This window comes from Knoellia sp. LjRoot47 (assembly GCF_964253435.1).
Taxonomy (GTDB): domain Bacteria; phylum Actinomycetota; class Actinomycetes; order Actinomycetales; family Dermatophilaceae; genus Knoellia.
In genome coordinates this window covers 247,780-265,319 of the sequence record NZ_CAXUQS020000002.1, presented here as the reverse complement: position 1 = coordinate 265,319, position 17,540 = coordinate 247,780, and the positions used below count along the sequence as shown (strand labels likewise).

Below are 17,540 nucleotides of genomic sequence, written 5' to 3'. Positions count from 1 at the left end.
GTTCTCCTATCGACGGTGGCGTGCGTCAACTCTAGTTGTGAGCATGCAGGGGTTTGCCAGCGAGCGCCAGATGGGCCTCGCCGAGTGCTTCGTTCTGGGTCGGGTGGGCGTGGACGAGGGGTGCGACGTCCTCGGGGTGGGCCTCCCAGCCGACGATGAGCTGGGCCTCGCCGATCTGCTCGCCCATGCGGGCGCCGACCATGTGGACGCCGACGACGGGCCCGTCCTTGGAGCGCACGAGCTTGACGAAGCCCTGCGTCTGGAGGATCTGGGACTTGCCGTTGCCGCCGAGGTTGTACTCGTAGGTCTCGACCTCGCCGTGGACCTCACGCGCCTGCGCCTCGGTGAGCCCGACCGAGGCGATCTCGGGGTCGCAGTAGGTGACACGCGGGATGGTGTTCTCGTCGATGACGGCCGGTGCGAGACCGGCGATGTCCTCGGCGACGAAGATGCCCTGCTGGAAGCCACGGTGCGCGAGCAGGAGGCCGGGAACGATGTCGCCCACGGCATACACGCCCTCGGCGCTCGTCCGGAGTCGGTCGTCGGTCGTGACGAAACCGCGGTCCAGCGTCACCCCGGCCTCCTCGTAGCCGAGTCCGTCGGTGACCGGCCCGCGGCCGACGGCGACGAGCAGGAGGTCGGCCTCGATGGACGTGCCGTCCTCGAGCGTGACGGTGACGACGTCGCCGTCCTGGGTGGCACCGGTGAACTTCACCCCGGTCTTCGCCGTGATCTTGCGCTTGCGGAACGACCGCTCGAGGACCTTGGAGACGGCTTCGTCCTCGGCGGCGACGAGCCGGGGTAGCGCCTCGACGACGGTGACCTCGGAGCCGAAGGAGCGGAACACCGACGCGAACTCGACCCCGATGACGCCGCCGCCGAGCACGACGACGCGGTTCGGGACGTGGTCGAGCTGGAGCGCCTGCTCGCTTGTCATGATCCGGCCGCCGATCTCGAGGCCGGGCAGCGACTTCGGGTACGAGCCCGTCGCGAGGACCACGTGCCGGCCGGTCAGCCGGCGCCCGTCGACAACGACGGTGGTGCGGTCGACGAGCCGTCCGGCGCCCTCGACGAGGTCGACCTTGTGTGCCTTCGCGAGCCCGAGCAGGCCCTTGTGCAGGCGGCTGATGACGCCGTCCTTGTAGGCGTTGACGCCCGCCATGTCGATGCCCTCGAGCGTCGTGCGCACGCCGAACTGCGCGCCCTCACGGGCGGTGTCGGCGACCTCGGCGGCGTGGAGCAGCGCCTTGGTCGGGATGCAGCCCACGTGCAGGCAGGTGCCGCCGAGCTTGGCCTTCTCGACGAGGGCGACCCGCAGCCCGAGCTCCGCTGCGCGGAAGGCGCAGGCGTAGCCGCCGCTCCCGCCTCCCAGGATGACGACGTCGTAGCTGTCCTCGGCGGTGGCCGGCATGGGTGCTGCTCCCTCTGTGGGTCAGGGTGCACGCGTCGATCGGGTCTCGTCGACGGCGCGAGTTCCGGCCCATCCTGTCACTGCGTCGTGGCGGGCGTCACACGAGGTCATGTCCGTCCGGAGGAGCCCTCTCGTCTGCCGTGCCGCGCAGGGCGTGGGGCCCGCGCCCACCTCGGCGAGTTCCAGCCCGCGCCCAGCCTGCGCCCGTATCGTGTCGCCATGGCGTGGTGGAGGAGAAGCAAGCGGGAGGCGGCCGGGACTGGTTCGACGGCGCCCTCGAAGGACGACCTGCGCCGCGCCCGCACCAACTTCCAGGAGTTCGCGACGACCCGCCGCGGGGTCGAGGCGTTCGTCGAGCCGGCCACCAACGTCACGGCGACGACGGTCATCCTCATCGCCCACGACGGCGAGTGGATGCGCCGCGCGGTCCCCTCGCGCGCTGACGCGTTCCGGCTCGCGACCGAGCTGCACCTGCCGACCTACGACGTCAACCAGACGGGCTACCCACAGCGGATGCGCGACTGGAACTCGCGCCAGCGGCGTCGCTGACGCTCACACCCCCCGGGCGCAGGGTGCCTCCGCGAGACGGGCGAGGCCCCGCCGGTCGCCGTCGCCGAGCCCGACCTGGCCGTCGTAGCGCGACACCATGAGCTGGCTCGGGTCGTCGATGTGCCCGAGCCCGAGGAGGTGTCCGAGCTCGTGAGCGACGACGGCGACCGCGTCGACGTGCCCGTTGACCCGGGACAGCATGAGCGAGATGTCGGGGCCGTCGAGGTGGATCATGCCGGTCACGCTCCGGAGCCGGCCGCTGTCGTCGGCGACGGCCTGGCTGCCACCGATCCCGAGCGTCTCGCCGTCGAGGCGCGGGTCCGAGGCGGGAGTCGTCCAGGCGATGAGCGCGGGTGACCACTCGTTGCCGTATCGGTCGCGGTCCATGGCTGGCCGCTGCTCACGAGCGCGCTCGTCGGTCGGGCCGTCGATGACGATCTGCAGGCCGGCCGCGGGGACGATCATCGCCAGCGCCTCGCGCAGGATGCCGTCTGCGCCGTCGGGTGCCGCCTCGTAGTTGACGACGAGGTGGAGCGGGCGGCACGGGTCGTAGGCCGCCGGGCCGAGGGTGTTCTCGGACATGAACGTGTAGCCACCGGACCCCGGAGGTGCCACGGGTGGCGGGAGCAGCCGGCCCGGCGCCACGTCGACCGCGACGGGTGGGCGTTCGTGCTCGACCGGGATGACCCGCGCCACGTGGTCGATCTGCTCCGTCGCCGCTGTGCGCACCCACAGCAGGCCGCCGGTGACGAGGGCGACCACCAGCGGAAGTGCGGTGAGGCGACGACGACGCGAGGTGGGCGTGACGGCATACGGGATCGCGTCCGTCGGACGCAGGGAGCCGGACGCGGCCGCGACGGCGTCGAGTCGGTCGAGCTCGGCGAGACGCCGGCGCATGGTTCGCCGGCGACGCTGCGGTCCCAGCGTCACCCGGTCCAGCCACGAGCTCGCCGACACCCTCACAAGATCGCACCCGTGCCGGGTCGGCGTCCCGGGGTTGGCGATGTCCGTGCCGGAAAGCCTGTGGCAGGTGCGCCTTCGCCCGTGCGAGAGTGAGGGAGACCGCACCACCGATCCAGGAGGCCCCGTGTCCGATTCCAAGAGTTCCCGCCCCACGCCGAGCGAGGACATGAAGAAGAAGTTCCGAGAGGCCCTGGACAAGAAGCACGCGCACGGCGGTGCCGACGTGTCCGACCACTCGGAGCGCTCCAAGGTCGACCACGGTCACGGCCCCGAGACCTCGGGCCGCGACCAGATGTTCCGCCGCAAGTCCGGCTGAGACACCCGCCCAGCGACGCGAACGGGCCCGGCACCGGAGACCAGATCTCCGGTGCCGGGCCCGTTCGCGTGAGTCCGGCGCGGGGCCGTCAGGCGGTGCGGGACTCGATGAGCCGCACGAGCGTGGCGACGCCGTAGCCGGTGCCGCCCTTGGGGGTCGCGCCGTCGGCGCCCTTCTCGTTGAACGACGGGCCGGCGATGTCGACGTGCGCCCAGTCGATGCCCTCGCCGACGAACTCCTGGAGGAAGAGCCCGGCGGTGAGCATGCCGCCCCAGCGGTCGGCCTTGTGCGCGAGGTCGGCGACGACCGAGTCCAGCCCGGCGCGCAGCTCGCGCGGCAGCGGCATCGGCCAGGAGTCCTCGCCCTCGGCGGCGCCGGCGTCGACGACGGCCGAGCGGAAGGTGTCGTCGTTGCCCATGACACCCGCGACGCGGCTGCCGAGGGCGACCATCTGCGCACCCGTGAGGGTCGCGATGTCGACGATGACGTCGGGGTTGGCCTCGCTCGCGAGGCAGATGCCGTCACCGAGGACCATGCGGCCCTCGGCGTCGGTGTCGATGATCTCGACGGTCGTGCCGTTGCGCATCGTCACGACGTCACCGGGACGCTGGGCGGTGCCGCTCGGCATGTTCTCCGCGAGGCAGAGGTAGCCGGTGACCGCGACGGGCCCACCGAGCTCGGCGGCCGCGAGGACGGCCGCGGCGACGGCGGCGGCACCGGCCATGTCGGACTTCATCGTGAGCATGCCGGCCGCCGGCTTGATGCACAGGCCACCCGAGTCGAAGGTGATGCCCTTGCCGACGAGGGCGACGGACTGGCCCTTGGACCCGCGGAAGCCGCTGGGGGAGTACGTCATCGTCACGATGCGCGGCGGGTTGGCCGAGCCCTGGCCGACGCCGACGATGCCGCCGAAGCCGCCCTTGGCGAGGGCCTTCTCGTCGAGGACCGAGACGGAGACCTTGCCCGACGACGCCGCGACGGCTGCCTTGACGCGCTCGACGAACGCCTGAGGCGTGAGGAGGTTCGGCGGGGTGTTGACGAGGTCGCGGGCGAGGTCGCGGGCCGCCCCGATGACAGCGGCGCGCTCGACGGCCGCCTTGACCGACTTGCCGGAGCCGAGGGAGGAGACGACGGTGACCTTGGGGCCGGTCGACGCCGCCGTCGACGCGGTCTTCTTCGCACCCGCGGACACCTTGGTGGAGGCGGCGTCGAAGGTGTAGCACCCGGCATACGCACCGTCGGAGACGGCCGCGAGAGACGCCTCGTCGGCAGCCGGGAGGCCCACGGCGACCGTGGACTTCGTCGCGACCGAGCGGAGCGCGGACCCGGCAGCGGCGCGCAGCACGTCGGGCGTGACGTCGGCGGCCTTGCCGAGGCCGGTCACGACGACCGCCGTGGCGGAGACGTCGGGGACGGCGACGACGCGCACGACCTCGCCGGCCTTGCCCTTGGCCTCGAGGTCGGTGAGGACCGCGTCGAGGTGCTTCGCGGCTGCCTTGGGCAGGCCGTGGCCGGACGCCAGCTCGGCACCGGAGTCGGTGGAGACGGAGCCGACGACGATGGCGTCAACCTTGAGCGTCGCGAGGTCGCGGGTGGAGAGGTTCAGGCTGGGCACTGCGGTCACTCCTGACAGGTCTGCGGGCGGGCGAGATCGTCGCCCCTTCGCGTCGCACCCTAGCCGTGACGGTCCCGAAGCCCGCGCGATAGCGTGCCCACATGAGCGATCTGCTGCACTCTCCCGTCCATGACCGTCACGTCGCCCTCGGCGCCAAGATGGCCGACTTCGGCGGGTGGGAGATGCCGATCGAGTACCCCGGTGGCGGTGTCGTCGCCGAGCACACGTCGGTGCGCGAGCGCGTCGGTCTCTTCGACGTGAGCCACCTCGGCAAGGCCCGCGTCAGCGGTCGTGCCGGCGACGTCAGCGCGGTCGACTTCGTCAACACGTGCCTCACCAACGACCTGCGCCGCATCGGTCCCGGTCAGGCCCAGTACACGATGTGCTGCCAGGACGACGGCGGCGTCGTCGACGACCTCATCGCCTACGTCCGCAGCGACGACGACGTCTTCCTCATCCCCAACGCGGCCAACACGACGGCGGTCGTCGAGCTGCTGCGCGCGGCCGCGCCCGAGGGCATCGAGGTCGAGAACCTCCACGACGCGTATGCCGTGTTCGCCGTCCAGGGTCCGCGCAGCGACGAGGTCCTCACCTCGCTCGGGCTGCCCGTCGACCACGACTACATGTCGTTCGCCGAGACCGAGTGGGAGGGCCAGCCGGTCATCGTCTGCCGCACCGGCTACACCGGGGAGCGCGGCTACGAGCTCGTGCCGACGTGGGACGCGGCTGCCGGGCTCTGGGACGCGCTCGCCTCCGCGGTCGCGGACCAGGCGGGTATGCCGGCCGGTCTCGGCGCGCGCGACACGCTCCGCACCGAGATGGGCTACCCGCTGCACGGCAACGACCTCACCACCGAGATCACGCCGGTCATGGCCGGCGCCGCGTGGGCCGTGGGCTGGGACAAGGACACCTTCTGGGGCAAGGAGGCGCTCGCCGAGCAGCGCGCCGCCAAGACGTCACGACTCAACCGCGGACTCGTGGTCAGCGGTCGCGGCATCCCGCGTGCGCACTGCTCCGTCCTCAAGGACGGCGAGGTCGTCGGCGAGGTGACCTCCGGGACGTTCAGCCCGACGCGCAAGGAGGGCATCGCGCTCGCCCAGCTGGAGCGCTCCGTCGCGATCGGCGACGAGGTCGTCATCGACGTGCGTGGCCGCGAGGTCCCGGCGACGGTGACCAAGCCGCCCTTCGTCGAGGTCGGCGTGCGCGAGGCGTGAGGCGTCGCGATGCCTGACCACACCTACCGCGCCACGCTCGTGTGGGACGGCTCGGACGGCTCCACGGGCAGTGGCTACACGGCATACACGCGGGACCACGAGGGGGCGGTGCCACCGGCCACGGGGTCCTTCGCGCTGAGCGCCGACCCGCACTTCCGTGGCAACGCCGAGCGCGCCAACCCCGAGCAGCTGCTGGTCCTCGCAGCGAGCTCGTGCCAGATGCTGTCGTTCCTCCACGTCGCCGCGACCGCCGGCCTCGACGTCCTGCGCTACACCGACGACGCCGAGGGGCTCATGCCCGTGCGCGAAAAGCCGATGCGCATCACCCGGATCACGCTGCGGCCCCGGGTGGTCGTGGCGGCGGGCAGCGACGTCAGCCGGTTCGACGAGCTCATGCACGAGGCCCACGAGGGCTGCTTCATCGCCAGCTCGATCACCTCGGAGGTCGTGCTCGAGCCGACCGTCGAGGTGGCCGGGGCGGCGTCCGCACCCACTCCCGCAGCCACCACCGCACCGACCGCACCAGAGGAGAACGCATCGTGACCGAGGCCTGGACCTGGACCTACGAGGACGCCGACGGCGCCGCCGTCACCGGCGAGCCGACGACCGACACCGCCTTCCCGACGCAGTCGGACGCCGAGAACTGGTTCGGCGAGGTCTGGCGCGAGCTCGCCGAGGCCGACGTGGCCGCGGTGACGCTGCTGCGCGACGGGGAGAAGGTCTACGGGCCGATGCCGCTGGACGCCTCGGTCTGACCCCCGCCCCCACCAACTCATTGCCCCACGACGAGGCCCGAGGCCTCCTCTTGGGGCAATCAGTTGGCGGGTGTCAGCTGGGGTAGTCGCCGCGCTTGACGACCGGGCGCGGCATACGGGTGCGTCGCATCTGGAACGCGCGCATGCCGGCGTAGAAGCCGTCACCACGTGCCACGGACGACTCGCCGTACTTCGCGACGAGCTTCTTCTTGACACGGCGCCACATGAGGAACGTGTCGATGACGGCGGACGCGATGAGGCCGTAGACCATGATGAAGACGATGAGCATCGCCCACGGCTGACGCACGAACGACAGCGCGAGCACGATGAGCATCACCGGGAGCATGAACTCGCCGATGCCCCAGCGGGCGTCGACGTAGTCGCGGATGAACCGCTTCGCCGGACCCTTGTCACGGGCGGGCAGGTGGGTCTCGTCACCGGTGAGCATCGCCTGGCGCTGCTTGGCCATCTGCTCGCGCCGCTTGGTGCGGTCGGCGTTGCGCGCCTTCTTGCGGTCGGTCTCGACCAGGGGCCGCCTGCGAGCCGCCTCCTGCTCGCGCCGCTTGGGCGTGGGGCGGTTCTTGGCGCCCTCGCGGGAGGTCACGGCGGCCTGCTCCGCGAGCTCTTCGTTGGTGGTCTTGCTGCGTCCGAACACCGACCGAGTGTATGCCGTCCGGCTGGGTCCTCCTGCCCGCCTCCCGCTGAGTAGGGTCGGCAGGGTGACCGACTCCAACAGCCCGACCGACCCGACCGAGCTCTCCGACCTGCGCGACACCGTGCGTGGCCTCATGCCCCGGCTGCGCAGCGACCTCGAGGCGCTGACCCGCATCCCGAGCGTCTCGCTCCCGGCCTTCGACCAGGCGCACGTCGACGCCTCCGCCCTCGCGACCGCCGAGCTGCTGCGCGCCGAGGGGCTCGAGGTCGAGATCGTCCGCGAGGGTGGCGCCCCCGCGGTCATTGGACACATCGACGCACCCGAGGGCGCGCCCACGGTCCTGCTCTACGCCCACCACGACGTGCAGCCGCCCGGTGACGACGCCGACTGGGACAGCGCGCCCTTCGAGCCGACCGAGCGCGACGGCCGCCTCTACGGCCGCGGCGCCGCCGACGACAAGGCCGGGATCATGGCCCACATCGCCGCCCTGCGGGCGCACAAGGGCGCGCTGCCCGTCGGCGTCACCGTCTTCGTCGAGGGCGAGGAGGAGGTCGGGTCCGACTCGCTCATGACGATCCTCGAGAGGCACGGCGACAAGCTCGCCGCCGACGCCATCGTGCTCGCCGACTCGATGAACTGGGACATCGGCACGCCTGCCCTCACGACCACGCTGCGCGGGCTCATCCGCGTCGTCGTCACCGTGTCGACGCTCGACCACGGCGTCCACTCCGGCATGTTCGGCGGTGCGGTCCCCGACGCGATCACGGCGCTGGTCCGGCTCATCGCGACCCTGCACGACGACGAGGGCAACGTCACCGTCGCCGGGCTCAAGGCGGGGGAGGCCGCGGACCTCGACTTCTCCGAGGAGCGGCTGCGTGAGGAGTCCGGCCTGCTCGACGGCGTCTCGACGATCGGCTCCGGCTCGCTGCTCTCGCGCATGTGGACCAAGCCCTCGCTCACGACGATCGGCATCAACGCCCCGTCGGTGGAGAAGTCGTCCAACACCCTCGTGCCGAGCGCGTCGGCCAAGCTCTCGATGCGCATCGCCGCCGACGAGGTGCCGACCGAGGCGTTCGCCGCCCTCGAGAAGCACCTGCGCGAGCACGCCCCGTGGGGTGCCAGGGTCGACGTCACGCTCGACGACCAGGGCGCCGGCTTCGCCGCCAACGCCAGCGGTCCGGTCTACGACCAGGCTCGCGCGGCCTTCGCCGACGCGTGGGGCACCGAACCGGTCGACATCGGTGTCGGTGGCTCGATCCCGTTCGTCGCGGCCTTCGCCGAGCGCTTCCCGGACGCCGCGATCCTCGTCACCGGCGTCGAGGACCCCGACACCCGGGCGCACGGCGCCAACGAGTCGCTGCACCTCGGCGAGTTCGAGAAGGTCTGCGTCGCCGAGGCGGCGCTCTTCGCCCGGCTCGGCGCGATGGGTCGGGACTGATCGTGGGCACCGACGGCAGCACGGACAGCCGGCAGGGCACCTACGTCGAGGCGGACTACAACCGCGACACGGCATACATCGAGGACCGCATCACGCGCGGAGGCGAGCAGTGGCCCGTCGAGGCGGGGCGCTACCGGCTCGTCGTCGCGCGGGCCTGCCCGTGGGCCAACCGCGCGATCATCGTGCGCCGGCTGCTCGGGCTCGAGGACGCGATCTCGATGGGCATCTGCGGTCCGACGCACGACTCGGACTCGTGGACCTTCGACCTCGACCCCGAGGGGCTCGACCCGGTGCTGCGGATCCCGCGGATCAAGGACGCCTACCTCGCGCGGTTCCCGGACTACCCCAAGGGCATCACCGTGCCGGCGATCGTCGACGTGCCGAGCGGGGGAGTCGTCACCAACGACTTCCCGCAGATCACCCTCGACCTCTCGCTCGAGTGGGGAGAGCACCACCGCGAGGGCGCTCCGGTGCTGTACCCCGAGCACCTGCGCGACGAGATCGACGAGGTCAACAAGCGCGTCTACACCGAGGTCAACAACGGGGTCTACCGATGCGGGTTCGCGGGGACGCAGGAGTCCTACGACGCGGCCTACGAGCGGCTGTTCACCGCGCTCGACTGGCTCGAGGAGCGCCTCGCGACCCGGCGCTACCTCGTCGGCGACACGATCACCGAGGCCGACGTCCGGCTCTTCACGACGCTCGCGCGCTTCGACGCGGTCTACCACGGCCACTTCAAGTGCAACCGGCAGAAGCTCAGCGAGATGCCGGTGCTGTGGGCCTACGCCCGCGACCTGTTCCAGACGCCGGGCTTCGGTGACACGACCGACTTCGTGCACATCAAGAGCCACTACTACGAGGTCCACCGCGACATCAACCCGACCGGCGTCGTCCCGGCGGGGCCGGACCCGTCGGGGTGGGCGCTGCCCCACGGGCGCGAGTCGCTCGGTGGGCGGCCGTTCGGTGACGGCACCCCGCCCGGCCCGCCTCCGGAGTCCGAGCGCGTCCCGACCGCGCACAACCCGCACGTCGGACCGGACGGCCTCATGTCGCTCTGACCTGCGTTCGACCGTCGGGTCCACTCCACGGCCGCACGTCGATCTCGCACGTCACGGCCCCATTGCACCGTGGTCGTGCGAGATCGACGTGGCAGCGCGAGGCGGACCCGATGGTCAGGCGAGTCCCACGCCGGCGAGCGTCAGTCCTTCGAGGTCTCGCCCGGCAGCGCCAGCATCTGGTCGAGGGCGCGGCGCGCGTCGGCGGCGACCTGGTCGTCGACCCGGATGGCATTGACGACACGGCCGTCGACGAGTGACTCGAGGGCCCACACGAGGTGCGGCAGGTCGATCCGGTTCATCGTCGAGCAGTAGCAGACGTTCTTCTCGAGGAAGGCGATCCGCTGCTCGGGGAACATCTGGGCCAGGCGCTGCACGAGGTTGAGCTCGGTGCCGACCGCCCACGCGCTGCCCGCCGGTGCGGCGGCGATGGTCTGGATGATCTTCTCGGTCGAGCCGACCTCGTCGGCGAGCTCGACGACCTCGTGACGGCACTCCGGGTGGACGATCACGCGCACGCCGGGGATCTCGGCGCGCGCGGCGGCGACGGCCTCGGTGGTGAACCTGCCGTGGACCGAGCAGTGCCCGCGCCACAGGATCATCCGCGCCGCCTGCAGCTCCTCGACCGTGAGGCCACCCATCGGGCGGTGCGGGTCCCACACGACGCAGTCGTCGAGCGAGCCGCCGAGGTCACGCGCCCAGGTGTTGCGGCCGAGGTGCTGGTCGGGGAGGAACAGGACCTTGCCGTCACCGTCGACGCCGCCCCGCTCGCCCAGGGCCCACGTGAGGGCGGTCCTGGCGTTGGACGAGGTGCAGATCGTGCCGCCGTGGCGACCGGTGAAGGCCTTGATCGCCGCCGACGAGTTCATGTAGGTCACCGGGACCGTGTCGTCCGCGACGCCGGCCTCGACGAGCTGCTCCCAGCAGTCCTCGACCTGCGCGATCGCGGCCATGTCGGCCATCGAGCAGCCCGCCGCGAGGTCGGGCAGGATCACGGTCTGCTCGTCGCTCGTGAGGATGTCGGCGGACTCGGCCATGAAGTGCACGCCGCAGAAGACGATCCATGGAGCGTCGGGTCGGGCCGCCGCCTCCTTGGCGAGCTTGAACGAGTCGCCCGTGACGTCGGCGAACTCGATGACCTCGTTGCGCTGGTAGTGGTGACCCAGGACGAACACCTTGTCGCCGAGAGCCTCCTTGGCGGCGCGGGCGCGCGCCACGAGGTCCGGGTCGGAAGGGGCAGGCAGGTCGCCCGGGCACTCGACCCCTCGCTCCGAGTGCAGGTCGCGGCCCTGGCCGAGCACGAGGAGGGGGAGCGGAGCGGCTGGCGTCGTCGTCACGGCACGATCGTATGCCGGTGCGCCGGCCTCCCGACGCCGGTCACTCACCGCTCGCCCCTCCGTGGACGTCGCAGGGCGTCGGGATCAGGGTTGCGGGATCTCCATGTGCTGGTAGTCCTTGAGCGAGGTCCAGTGGCCGCCCCAGTCGAAGCCCCGGCTGGTGAACGAGGTCACCGCGCGGTCGCCGTCGACGAGCATCCCGGGTCGCACGTCGGTGCGGTCGGTGAACTCCGCACCGCTGGCCGGCAGGACGAGCGAACCCTTGACGTACGGGTTCTCGACGGTGTTGATGTCGATGGCCTTGCCGTACGAGTGCACCGAGTACCTCGTTCCCCCGGTGATCGCGCGGCAGTTGAAGGCCGAGGTGTTGTCGGCCTCCATCGAGGCGTCGTCCGAGCCGCCGTAGGTCTCGATGAGCTCCATCCGTCGGATCGGGAAGTCCCGCAGGTAGAGCTGTCGGAACGCGTTGACGGTGTCGCGGGCGATGTCCTCGTGGACCATGAGGTGGCCGACGTGGTCCGCGCCGTCGAAGCCGCGGTGGGTCATCTCGATGACCCGCAGGTCCTCGATCGGGACCGGGCACCCCGGCTTCCACGAGACGCCCATCATCGAGGCGCGCGTGGCGTCGTCGACCGGCCTGATCACCGCGTGGAAGCCGCGGCCGGGTGGCAACGATCCGTCGGTGGGCACGGCGGACGCGGAGGCCCCGCCGGTGACGAGGGCGGCGACCGCCGCGAGCGCGGTCGCGCACAGGGCGGGGGAGAGGTGTCGCAGGCGCATGCTGGCTCCTGGGTTCGTGGAAGGGACCTGTCGACCCAACCACCCGCGCTCACGGCCCGCCACCGGAGGAGCGGTCGGGCCGGGACCCCCGTCGTCCGGGCCCACCCACCCTGAGCCCCACCGGCCCGCAGCCCCACCGGCCCGGTGCCGACGGTGGGTGTCGAGGTCGGGACGGACCCGATACCGTGCGTGCCGTGCACGTCGTCATCGCCCCGGACTGCTTCACCGGAACCCTCACCGCCACCCAGGCCGCCGAGGCCATGGCCGCCGGATGGCACGACACCGCGCCTCACGACGCGCTCACCCTGCTCCCGCTCTCGGACGGGGGGCCGGGCTTCCTCGACGTCCTCGGGCGCGCGCTCGAGGGCGACACCGTCGCGCTCACGGTGAGCGACCCGATCGGCCGCGAGGTGCCGGCAGCGGTCCTCGTCGTCGACCGGGAAGGGGAGCGGACGGCATACGTCGAGTCCGCGCAGGCGGCGGGACTCCATCTCCTGGCGGCCGACGAGCGCAACCCGGCCCTCACGAGCACGTGGGGGGTGGGCCAGCTCGTCCTCGCCGCGCTCGACGAGCGGCCCGACCGGATCGTCGTCGGGCTCGGTGGCAGCGGCACCAACGACGGGGGCGCGGGGTTCCTCGCCGCCCTCGGCGCCGGCCCCGCCGAGGTCCTCGCCCGGGGCGGCAGCGCGCTCGCCCAGGCGGACGACGACGCCCTGTCGGGACTGCTCGCCGCCCGCGACCGCTTCTCCGGTGTCGACCTCGTCCTCGCCAGCGACGTCGAGAACCCCCTGCTGGGATTCAAGGGCGCCAGCGCCGTGTTCGGCCCGCAGAAGGGTGCCTCCCCGGAGCTGGCGCAGGAGCTCGAGAGCGCCCTCGGCCGGTTCACCGAGATCGTCGCCCGAACGCTCCCCGCGCCCCTCGACCTCCTCACCGGTGCCCCGCGGCGACTCGAGCGCGAGCCGGGGGCCGGGGCTGCCGGAGGTCTCGGCTACGCCCTCTACCTCCTCGGCGGGCGGCGGGTGAGCGGGGTCGACCTCGTCCTCGACGCCGTGGGGTTCCACGACGTCGTGCGCGAGAGCGACCTCGTCGTCACGGGGGAGGGCACCTTCGACTGGCAGAGCCTGCAGGGCAAGGTCGCGTCGGGCGTGGCCGCCGCCGCGCTCGAGGCCGGGCTGCCCAGCGTCGTCCTCGCGGGCCAGGTGCTCGTCGGCCGTCGCGAGACGATGGGGCTGGGGATCAGCGGCACGTATGCCGTCGCCGAGACTCCCGAGCAGGTCGACGCGGCACTGCTCGACCCGGTGGGGACGCTGCGGGCCCGGGCGGCACGCGTGGCCAGAACGTGGTCCGCTGGTCGGTGATCCGCCGAGGGCGACGTATCCTGAGGTCACGCCCGGGAACAGATCGAGGCCGCCCACGGTTGCGACCTCCTGCAGGACCACAGACCACCCGAGCCCCGACGCATCACAGGAGTCACCCATGAGCGAGCTCGACACCAAGCCCGAGACCACGACCGAGACCGAGGCGACCCCGGCGCACGGCGTCCTCCTCACCGACCTGGCGGCCGGCAAGGTCAAGTCCCTCCTCGAGCAGGAGGGTCGCGACGACCTCCGCCTGCGCGTGGGCGTGCAGCCCGGTGGCTGCTCGGGCCTCATCTACCAGCTCTACTTCGACGAGCGCTCCCTCGACGGTGACCTCGTCCGCGACTTCGACGGTGTCGAGGTCGTCGTCGACCGGATGAGCAGCCCCTACCTCGAGGGCGCCACGATCGACTTCTCCGACACCATCGAGAAGCAGGGCTTCACCATCGACAACCCGAACGCGGGCAGCTCCTGCGCCTGCGGCGACTCCTTCAGCTGAGCCGCACCACGGCATACCGAAGGGCCCCTCACCACTGTTGGTGAGGGGCCCTTCGCCGTATGCCGTACGCCCGCCGCCGTCGGCGGCGGTGCGCCTCAGCGGTACTCGGGGTTGGGGTGGTCGAAGTTCGCGCCCCGGTCCCACTTCGTGCGCTCGTTGCCGCCGGCGGGGAAGCCGCCCTGCTCCTTGAGAAGCCAGGCGAGGTGCATGAGGTTCCACGTCATGAAGGTGGTGTTGCGCTGGGTGAACTCGTTCTCGGGCCCACCGCTGCCCTCGTCGAGGTAGGAGGGGCCGGGTCCGGCCTCGCCGATCCAGCCGGCGTCGGCGTTGGGCGGGACCGTGCAGCCGAGGTGCTGGAGGCTGTAGAGGATGTTGGAGGCGCAGTGCTTGATGCCGTCCTCGTTGCCGGTGATGATCGCGCCGCCGACCTTGCCGTAGTAGATGTACTGGCCCTTGTCGTTGTGCATCCCGCTCATGGCGTAGAGGCGCTCGATGACCTGCTTGGTCACGCTGGAGTTGTCACCGAGCCAGATGGGCCCGGCGATGACGAGGATGTCGCTGGCCTCGACGCGCTTCCAGATCTCGGGCCACTCGTCGGTCTCCCAGCCGTGCTCGGTCATGTCGGGGTAGACGCCGGTGGCGATGTCGTGGTCGACCGGGCGCAGCACCTCCACCTCGACCCCGTGCTTCTCCATGATCGCGGTGCTCACGTCGATGAGGCCCTGGGTGTTGCTGGTCTCGGGCGAGCGCTTGAGGGTGCAGTTGAAGACGAAGGCCTTGAGCCCGGTGAAGTCGGCGTCCTGCCAGCGGGGAGTGTCCATGCAGCGCACTCTGCTCGGTCGCGCCGACAACGACAAGGGTCCGGACGGACCGACCCGGGCGGGAGGGCGCGTCAGGCGCGGTCGCTGGTCGCCGCGGGCGCGTGCCGCTCCCGACGGAGCAACCGCCACGGCTGCGCCACGAGGAGGAACGTCAGCAGGGGGAGCCCGAGGAAGTAGGCCCCGACGCCCCCGGCGCCGGCGGCGTAGCTGCGACCCGGTTCGACCTGGGCCGCGAAGTCCACGCCGAACCACGGGAAGACGAAGCCGTGGACCCTGCGTCCCTCGACTCCGCTCGCCTCCACGCCGGCGGTGAAGGCGATCGCGGTGAACATGCAGCCGAAGATCACGAGACCGAAGACGAGGGCCGCCCACAGCGCGCCCTGCGACCACCGCGGCCTGGACGGGTCGGTGTCGGTCGCGGCATACGCGAGCTGCTTGGGCGAGCCGATGCCGAAGAGGGCTCGAGTGGTCCCCACGTCGGTCGCCGCCTCGGCGAGGTTCGCCCGCAGCTCACGCCTCAGCTCCCGGCGCCGTGAGCCTCGGAGCCCTCGCATCTCGAGCCAGAAGTCGTAGCGGAGGATCGCGGACTCGATCCGGACGCGGTCGACGATGTTCATGCGGTCTCCCCTGTGATGAGCGCGGTGGCGGTGGCGGTGTGGACGGACTGGACGAGGTGCTCCCACGCGGTGCGCCGGGCGGCGAGCTCGGCGTGCCCAGCAGGCGTGAGGCGGTAGTACTTGCGGGCCGGGCCGGAGTCGCTGCGGACGAGGTGCGACTCGAGCAGGCCCGAGGACTCGAGACGGGTGAGACCGGGGTAGACCGTGCCCTCGGCGAGGTCGTCGAACCCCGCCGCGCGCAGCTGCGTGACGAGGCCGTAGCCGTAGTTGTCCCCGGTCGACAGCACGCTCAGGAGGAGGAGCCCGAGGACTCCCTTGAGCATCTGCGGGTCGTGTGTGGGCATGGCTCAACGATGATGCCAAGTACTGTGTGATGTCAAGTACCTGACGATGTCGAATCAACTGCTGCGGTGCCGCCCGGTCGCGGGGGCCACCGGTGCGAGGGCCTGCGGCCCCGCCCGAGGAGGTAGGTTGCCGTGGTGCGCATCGCAGTCACCGGCTCCATCGCGACCGACCACCTCATGACCTTCCGGGGCCGGTTCGCCGACTCCCTCGTCGTCGAGCAGCTCGACAAGATCTCGGTGTCGTTCCTCGCGGACACCCTCGAGATCCGCCGAGGGGGAGTCGCCGGCAACATCTGCTTCGGCATGGCCGCCCTCGGCCAGAGCCCGCTGCTCGTCGGTGCCGCCGGCGAGGACTTCGCCGACTACCGCAGCTGGCTCACCCGCCACGGCGTCGACTGCGACCACGTCCTCATCTCGGACTCGAAGCACACGGCCCGCTTCGTCTGCACGACCGACGACGACATGGCCCAGATGGCCACCTTCTACGCCGGTGCCATGAGCGAGGCCCGGCTCATCGAGCTCGGTCCGATCGCGGCCGACGGGCTCGACCTCGTCCTCATCGGCGCCAACGACCCCGACGCGATGCTCCGCCACACCGACGAGTGCCGCTCCCGCGGGCTGACCTTCGTCGCCGACCCGTCGCAGCAGCTCGCGTTCGCCGACGGGCCGTTCATCCGCAAACTCATCGAGGGCGCGGACTACCTCTTCACCAACGAGTACGAGGCGCACCTCACCGAGCAGAAGACCGGGTGGAGCGCCGCCGACATCCAAGCGCAGGTGACGACCCGGGTCATCACCAAGGGCAAGGACGGCGCCGTCATCATCACGCGCGGGGAGGACCCGATCGAGGTGCCCATCGCCCGCGAGACGCGTCGCGCCGACCCGACCGGCGTCGGCGACGGGTTCCGTGCGGGCTTCCTCACCGGACTCTCGGCCGGGCTGGACCACCGCCGCAGCGCCGAGATCGGATCGCTGCTCGCGACCTACGTCCTCGAGACGGTGGGGACGCAGGAGTACGTCCTCGACAAGGCGGCCTTCCTCGACCGGCTCGCCCAGTCCTACGGCGACGAGTCGGCCGCCGACGTCGAGCCGCACATCACGTGCGCGAGGCCCTGACGTCCCGGCCGTGACGGTCCCGTTCCCCCCTGTCGAGCCGCCCGCGGGCGAGTGGGCGCTCGGCCGGCTGCGGCCCACCGACGACGAGGACCTCGTCGCCGCCGGCGCCGACCTCGCACCGGGCACGCTGCTCGCCGCCTACCGCGCAGGGCTGTTCCCGATGGGCCTGGGTGACCACGGCACGCGCCCGATCGGGTGGTGGTCGCCCGAACCGCGAGGTGTCCTGCTGCCCGGCGGGTTCCGCGAGAGGCGCTCCCTCACCAAGGCGCGCGCCAAGTTCGAGATCCGGGTCGACACGGCGTTCGTCGATGTCATGCGACGCTGCGCCGACCCCGAGCGCGAGGGGCGGTGGATCACCGACGAGATCGTCACGGCATACACCGAGCTGCACCGGCTCGGCTGGGCGCACAGCGTCGAGACCTGGCGCGACGGCGAGCTCGTGGGCGGTCTCTACGGGGTCGCGGTCGGGGGTCTCTTCGCCGGGGAGTCGATGTTCCACAGCGAGCGGGACGCGTCCAAGGTGGCCCTCGCGGCGCTCGTCGACATCGTGCGCGCCGACGGGGACGAGCGGCGGCTCATCGACGTGCAGTGGGCCACCGAGCACCTCGAACGACTGGGGGTCGTCGAGTGGCCGCGCCGGCGCTACCTCGACGCGCTGTCGGTGGCGCTCGAGGCGCCCGACCTCCGCTTCGGCTGA

General features: G+C 71.6%; 20 protein-coding genes. 11 read left to right on the top strand and 9 right to left on the bottom strand.

The window, feature by feature from the left end; translation table 11 throughout:
* Window positions 1–31: 31 nt before the first annotated feature.
* Window positions 32–1,411 (bottom strand): dihydrolipoyl dehydrogenase, encoded by a 1,380-nt coding sequence (gene lpdA, locus ACSQ11_RS16000; protein WP_436007309.1) that lies wholly within the window; start codon window positions 1,409–1,411, stop codon window positions 32–34.
* Window positions 1,412–1,630: 219 nt separating this feature from the next.
* Here lpdA and ACSQ11_RS15995 point away from each other — a divergent pair, with 219 nt between their 5' ends.
* Window positions 1,631–1,960 (top strand): hypothetical protein, encoded by a 330-nt coding sequence (locus ACSQ11_RS15995; RefSeq protein ID WP_436007307.1) that lies wholly within the window; start codon window positions 1,631–1,633, stop codon window positions 1,958–1,960.
* A gap of 3 nt (window positions 1,961–1,963) precedes the next feature.
* Here the strand turns inward: ACSQ11_RS15995 and ACSQ11_RS15990 are convergent, their stop codons facing one another.
* A complete protein-coding gene (locus ACSQ11_RS15990) occupies window positions 1,964–2,857 on the bottom strand; it encodes a matrixin family metalloprotease (RefSeq protein WP_436007305.1) in 894 nt (297 codons plus the stop codon).
* Window positions 2,858–3,047: 190 nt separating this feature from the next.
* Between ACSQ11_RS15990 and ACSQ11_RS15985 the strand changes: the two genes are divergently transcribed.
* The gene (locus ACSQ11_RS15985; protein ID WP_436007303.1) at window positions 3,048–3,239 is read left to right on the top strand and encodes a DUF5302 domain-containing protein; all 192 of its coding nucleotides are present in this window, start codon (window positions 3,048–3,050) and stop codon (window positions 3,237–3,239) included.
* An 88-nt stretch (window positions 3,240–3,327) separates the two neighbouring features.
* Here the strand turns inward: ACSQ11_RS15985 and ACSQ11_RS15980 are convergent, their stop codons facing one another.
* Window positions 3,328–4,854, bottom strand: coding sequence for a leucyl aminopeptidase (locus tag ACSQ11_RS15980; protein ID WP_436007301.1), 1,527 nt, complete (start codon window positions 4,852–4,854; stop codon window positions 3,328–3,330).
* A 101-nt stretch (window positions 4,855–4,955) separates the two neighbouring features.
* Between ACSQ11_RS15980 and gcvT the strand changes: the two genes are divergently transcribed.
* Genes gcvT through ACSQ11_RS15965 form a run of 3 tightly spaced genes read left to right on the top strand, consistent with a single transcriptional unit; the run spans window position 4,956 to window position 6,823 of the window.
* Window positions 4,956–6,068: a glycine cleavage system aminomethyltransferase GcvT gene (gene gcvT / locus ACSQ11_RS15975; RefSeq protein WP_436007299.1), complete on the top strand. Its 1,113-nt coding sequence runs from the start codon at window positions 4,956–4,958 to the stop codon at window positions 6,066–6,068.
* Window positions 6,069–6,077: 9 nt separating this feature from the next.
* Window positions 6,078–6,611: an OsmC family protein gene (locus ACSQ11_RS15970; protein ID WP_436007297.1), complete on the top strand. Its 534-nt coding sequence runs from the start codon at window positions 6,078–6,080 to the stop codon at window positions 6,609–6,611.
* Entirely contained in the window at window positions 6,608–6,823 is a 216-nt protein-coding gene (locus ACSQ11_RS15965; RefSeq protein ID WP_436007295.1) for a hypothetical protein, read from the top strand. Before ACSQ11_RS15970 ends, ACSQ11_RS15965 begins: the two co-directional genes overlap by 4 nt.
* Before the next feature lie 73 nt (window positions 6,824–6,896).
* Here the strand turns inward: ACSQ11_RS15965 and ACSQ11_RS15960 are convergent, their stop codons facing one another.
* Entirely contained in the window at window positions 6,897–7,478 is a 582-nt protein-coding gene (locus tag ACSQ11_RS15960) for a DUF3043 domain-containing protein (protein WP_436007293.1), read from the bottom strand.
* Between the two features lie 64 nt (window positions 7,479–7,542).
* On the opposite strand from ACSQ11_RS15960, the gene ACSQ11_RS15955 reads away from it, so the two are divergent.
* The gene (locus ACSQ11_RS15955) at window positions 7,543–8,916 is read left to right on the top strand and encodes a dipeptidase (protein WP_436007291.1); all 1,374 of its coding nucleotides are present in this window, start codon (window positions 7,543–7,545) and stop codon (window positions 8,914–8,916) included.
* A complete protein-coding gene (locus ACSQ11_RS15950) occupies window positions 8,916–9,974 on the top strand; it encodes a glutathione S-transferase family protein (RefSeq protein WP_436007513.1) in 1,059 nt (352 codons plus the stop codon). Before ACSQ11_RS15955 ends, ACSQ11_RS15950 begins: the two co-directional genes overlap by 1 nt.
* Window positions 9,975–10,114: 140 nt before the next feature.
* Here ACSQ11_RS15950 and nadA read toward each other — a convergent pair whose 3' ends face one another.
* The gene (nadA, locus tag ACSQ11_RS15945; RefSeq protein ID WP_436007289.1) at window positions 10,115–11,308 is read right to left on the bottom strand and encodes a quinolinate synthase NadA; all 1,194 of its coding nucleotides are present in this window, start codon (window positions 11,306–11,308) and stop codon (window positions 10,115–10,117) included.
* An 84-nt stretch (window positions 11,309–11,392) separates the two neighbouring features.
* Complete coding sequence (locus tag ACSQ11_RS15940) at window positions 11,393–12,088, bottom strand: M15 family metallopeptidase (protein ID WP_436007287.1); 696 nt, start codon at window positions 12,086–12,088, stop codon at window positions 11,393–11,395.
* Between the two features lie 194 nt (window positions 12,089–12,282).
* Here ACSQ11_RS15940 and ACSQ11_RS15935 point away from each other — a divergent pair, with 194 nt between their 5' ends.
* Both ACSQ11_RS15935 and ACSQ11_RS15930 read left to right on the top strand, forming a co-directional pair.
* The gene (locus tag ACSQ11_RS15935) at window positions 12,283–13,446 is read left to right on the top strand and encodes a glycerate kinase family protein (RefSeq protein ID WP_436007285.1); all 1,164 of its coding nucleotides are present in this window, start codon (window positions 12,283–12,285) and stop codon (window positions 13,444–13,446) included.
* 118 nt (window positions 13,447–13,564) lie between these two features.
* Window positions 13,565–13,945 carry a HesB/IscA family protein gene (locus tag ACSQ11_RS15930; protein ID WP_035947648.1) on the top strand — a complete coding sequence of 127 codons (381 nt, stop codon included), beginning with the start codon at window positions 13,565–13,567 and terminating at the stop codon, window positions 13,943–13,945.
* A gap of 95 nt (window positions 13,946–14,040) precedes the next feature.
* Here ACSQ11_RS15930 and ACSQ11_RS15925 read toward each other — a convergent pair whose 3' ends face one another.
* The 3 genes from ACSQ11_RS15925 to ACSQ11_RS15915 all read right to left on the bottom strand — a co-directional run bounded on the left by ACSQ11_RS15925 (window position 14,041) and on the right by ACSQ11_RS15915 (window position 15,727).
* Window positions 14,041–14,766 (bottom strand): flavodoxin family protein, encoded by a 726-nt coding sequence (locus tag ACSQ11_RS15925; protein WP_436007283.1) that lies wholly within the window; start codon window positions 14,764–14,766, stop codon window positions 14,041–14,043.
* A 71-nt stretch (window positions 14,767–14,837) separates the two neighbouring features.
* Complete coding sequence (locus tag ACSQ11_RS15920) at window positions 14,838–15,383, bottom strand: hypothetical protein (protein ID WP_035947645.1); 546 nt, start codon at window positions 15,381–15,383, stop codon at window positions 14,838–14,840.
* Window positions 15,380–15,727, bottom strand: coding sequence for a PadR family transcriptional regulator (locus ACSQ11_RS15915; RefSeq protein ID WP_436007280.1), 348 nt, complete (start codon window positions 15,725–15,727; stop codon window positions 15,380–15,382). The genes ACSQ11_RS15920 and ACSQ11_RS15915 overlap by 4 nt, the downstream gene beginning before the upstream one ends.
* A gap of 135 nt (window positions 15,728–15,862) precedes the next feature.
* Here ACSQ11_RS15915 and ACSQ11_RS15910 point away from each other — a divergent pair, with 135 nt between their 5' ends.
* The gene (locus ACSQ11_RS15910; RefSeq protein ID WP_436007278.1) at window positions 15,863–16,843 is read left to right on the top strand and encodes a carbohydrate kinase family protein; all 981 of its coding nucleotides are present in this window, start codon (window positions 15,863–15,865) and stop codon (window positions 16,841–16,843) included.
* 10 nt (window positions 16,844–16,853) lie between these two features.
* Complete coding sequence (aat, locus tag ACSQ11_RS15905; RefSeq protein WP_436007276.1) at window positions 16,854–17,540, top strand: leucyl/phenylalanyl-tRNA--protein transferase; 687 nt, start codon at window positions 16,854–16,856, stop codon at window positions 17,538–17,540.